This window comes from Halorubrum sp. AJ67, from assembly GCF_000513435.1.
The window spans coordinates 92,862-95,432 of record NZ_CBVY010000002.1; the positions used below are offsets into that span (position 1 = coordinate 92,862).

Here is a 2,571-nt window from a genome sequence, read left to right on the forward strand (position 1 = left end):
GGGCCCGAGGGGGCTCCGCGTCCCCCGACCCGCCCTGTCGGGATGCCACTGAGTATCCGTATCGAGCGCGCTCTTAAGTGTGTTACGGCGACACAGGGGGATCCCACTGATTGGGTTCCGTCATGGGCCGCGGAAGCCGCTTTGTTGACTTCTCCGTACTCAGATATGATGTACTTCCGCGAAATTTGGGTTCAACGTATTCCTCCCCGATTCTGTCGATCAAAGTCCAATCAGGCTGTTTCCTCGATTTCAGCGTAAGAAATATTATCTTATGCCAAGCAGGATAGCATATCATATAGATATCACACTTACACTCAACTATGGACCGCTTGACGCTGAATTCTCAGGTGAAGACCGAGAGGAACTTCAAAGCGAATTGATCGAGTTCGTAGAGTTCATCGATGAAGAAGAAGCACTCTCAACTCTTCCGAGACCGGAGGAGAATTCTGAACCTAAGCCCGAGGACAAAGAGGGAGATCAAGCCCCCCTGAGCGGCTGGGGAGATCCAGACTCCTCACCGACCACACAGGATTCGGGGAGTGTGAGAGACGAATTCACATCTCTCTCAACAATAACAGGAGTTGATGAAAACACGCTCGACAGACTATTTGAGTTACCTGAAAACGAGGAAGGGGTCCCCAGCCTCAATATGTACCATTTCGAGAACGGGGTTCTGAGATTAGGAGATGCGCGGAACCAACGACAAGCGCAGGCATCATCTCTTCTAATGCTTGCGTGGGAGGCGTGTCTAAATGAAAAGAAGATTAAGTTCGATAGATTAGACGATGCGTTAGTGGCCTCAGACGTTGAAACGGAGAGAAGGGGATCGATGGGCCAAGCATTCTCCAGTGATGCCAGTGACTGGTTTGAATCAGATGGCTCTCAAATTTATCTAGTTGGGAAAGGTAAGAACCACGCTCGGAAACTGATTCAAGAGCTAGCTGACGAGTTTGAGTAGCGGATAGTATGGACATCAATTATCTCATTGACCACTTCAACGATGATGCGGGCCACAAAGAGGAAGTTGCTCTCATCATCTACTACATTGAGAACCGAAGTGAAAACGAGATTGAGGGTGTGAAGCAGGTAGAGGTCAAGAACGTTATTCGCAATTCTCGTTCAAGAGTAAGTACAAGTAGCGTATCAACCTACTTTAGTCGTCTTGATGATGCTGGTTGGATTTCTGAGGCGAATGGTGATAGATATATCCTCACTCATGATGGTGAGGATGATGTTGAGGAATTGTTGGCAGATGGTGCTCTCAACACTCCTCGAAACAAGCACGAGCGGTTCATAGATTCCGAGATCTTCGAGGAAGATCGCTATCAGAATTTAGTCGGAGATGTCAACGAATCATACCGACAACATATCTACGATGGGACGATGGTGTTAACACGGAAGTTCTTCGAGAACCTAATTTTCGAGATTCTTCGAGGAGAATATTCGGGCAAAGATACTCAGATGTTTTTTGACCAAGAGAATCAGCGTCACTACAGTTTCGATGAATTACTGAATAATCTCAAAATTGGAGTTCCGGATCTCAAACGATTCACCAAGGAGGGTCTGGATCGTGAGATGGTTGAAGATATCCGTGATTTAAAAGAAAAGGGGAACAAAGGAGCACATTCTATCCGTGTCGAATTTGAGGAGGGAGAAGTAGAAGCGCTGTCTGACGACGCTACTCAGTTGGCGGAGGTCATCTATGAGGTTTGGAAAGGGGTCCAAAACTCAAACGGGTCTTCAGAGTAGCCCATCCACCTTCACGATAGAATCCGCAATTATTTGCTTCGCCCATTGCGTGAGATATGATTCATCTGCTCAATTCGGGTCGGTCGTCCCGCCCGGCACCGTTCGCTGTCGCTCGCGAGTGTTAAGATTCAGTCCGCCCTCCCCGAATTGAACGGGGGACAAGTCGATCTACAGTCGACTGCTCTACCAAGCTGAGCTAAGGGCGGTTACCGAAACGTAGCCGTTGGATCGGACTTAAGGGTTCCCTTTCAGAACCGGTGTGATCCGCCGTACCGCAGTCCCGCGAGGCCGAAGCGATCCCCAGAAATCGACTCACGAGACGCCGGCAGCGCGCGGCTGTTAAGTCGCTCGCGGCGGGAGCGAGCCCATGGCCGACGGCGACGACAGACAGGCGACGTTCGGGTCGGACGGGAGCCTCGAAACCGAGACGACGCCGGACGCGACGGGCGAGAACGACTTTGGCGAGGCGAAGGAGCCGAACGAGACCGACGGCGGCTACAGCCGCTACGTCGTCTCCAGTCTCCTCCAGAAGGCGGTCCGCCGCTCCGACGAGGAGGTCGCCGCGTGGGCGGCGTGGGAGCTGGCCCGCTCCGGCTACGCGTGGAACCTCTGGGACCGCCTCAACCTCTACGTCGTCGAGGATATCCGCGCGGGCAGCGACGCCGCGCTCACGATCGAACGCTACGAGGAACTCGCCACCGAGCGCTGGGAGCCCGCCGAGTGGAAGGGCCGCCTCTGTGCGATCCACGCCGCGCTGGCGGCCGCCCGCGCGCGCTCGACCCGGGAGGCGTCGAACGCGGACGCCTACTTCTCCGCCGTCGC

General features: G+C 53.4%; 2 protein-coding genes, 1 tRNA gene and 1 pseudogene. 3 read left to right on the forward strand and 1 reads right to left on the reverse strand.

Annotation, left to right across the window (positions count from 1 at the left end; all coding sequences use genetic code 11):
* The first annotated feature begins 271 nt into the window (after nt 1–271).
* Nucleotides 272–958: a hypothetical protein gene (locus BN903_RS16330; protein ID WP_154018020.1), complete on the forward strand. Its 687-nt coding sequence runs from the start codon at nt 272–274 to the stop codon at nt 956–958.
* An 8-nt stretch (nt 959–966) separates the two neighbouring features.
* On the forward strand, nt 967–1,749 hold the full coding sequence (locus BN903_RS02530; RefSeq protein ID WP_048076243.1) for a hypothetical protein: 783 nt from the start codon (nt 967–969) through the stop codon (nt 1,747–1,749).
* A gap of 132 nt (nt 1,750–1,881) precedes the next feature.
* On the opposite strand, the gene BN903_RS02535 is transcribed toward BN903_RS02530, so the two are convergent.
* Nucleotides 1,882–1,955, reverse strand: a tRNA-Tyr gene (locus tag BN903_RS02535).
* Between the two features lie 161 nt (nt 1,956–2,116).
* On the opposite strand from BN903_RS02535, the pseudogene BN903_RS17090 reads away from it, so the two are divergent.
* Nucleotides 2,117–2,571: pseudogene (locus BN903_RS17090) on the forward strand (hypothetical protein); the annotation flags it as partial.

Bases quoted from the DNA above. Each gene is read 5' to 3' on its own strand.
- BN903_RS02530 (WP_048076243.1), top strand. From the start codon at position 967: ATGGACATCAATTATCTCATTGACCACTTCAACGATGATGCGGGCCAC.
- BN903_RS16330 (WP_154018020.1), top strand. From the start codon at position 272: ATGCCAAGCAGGATAGCATATCATATAGATATCACACTTACACTCAAC.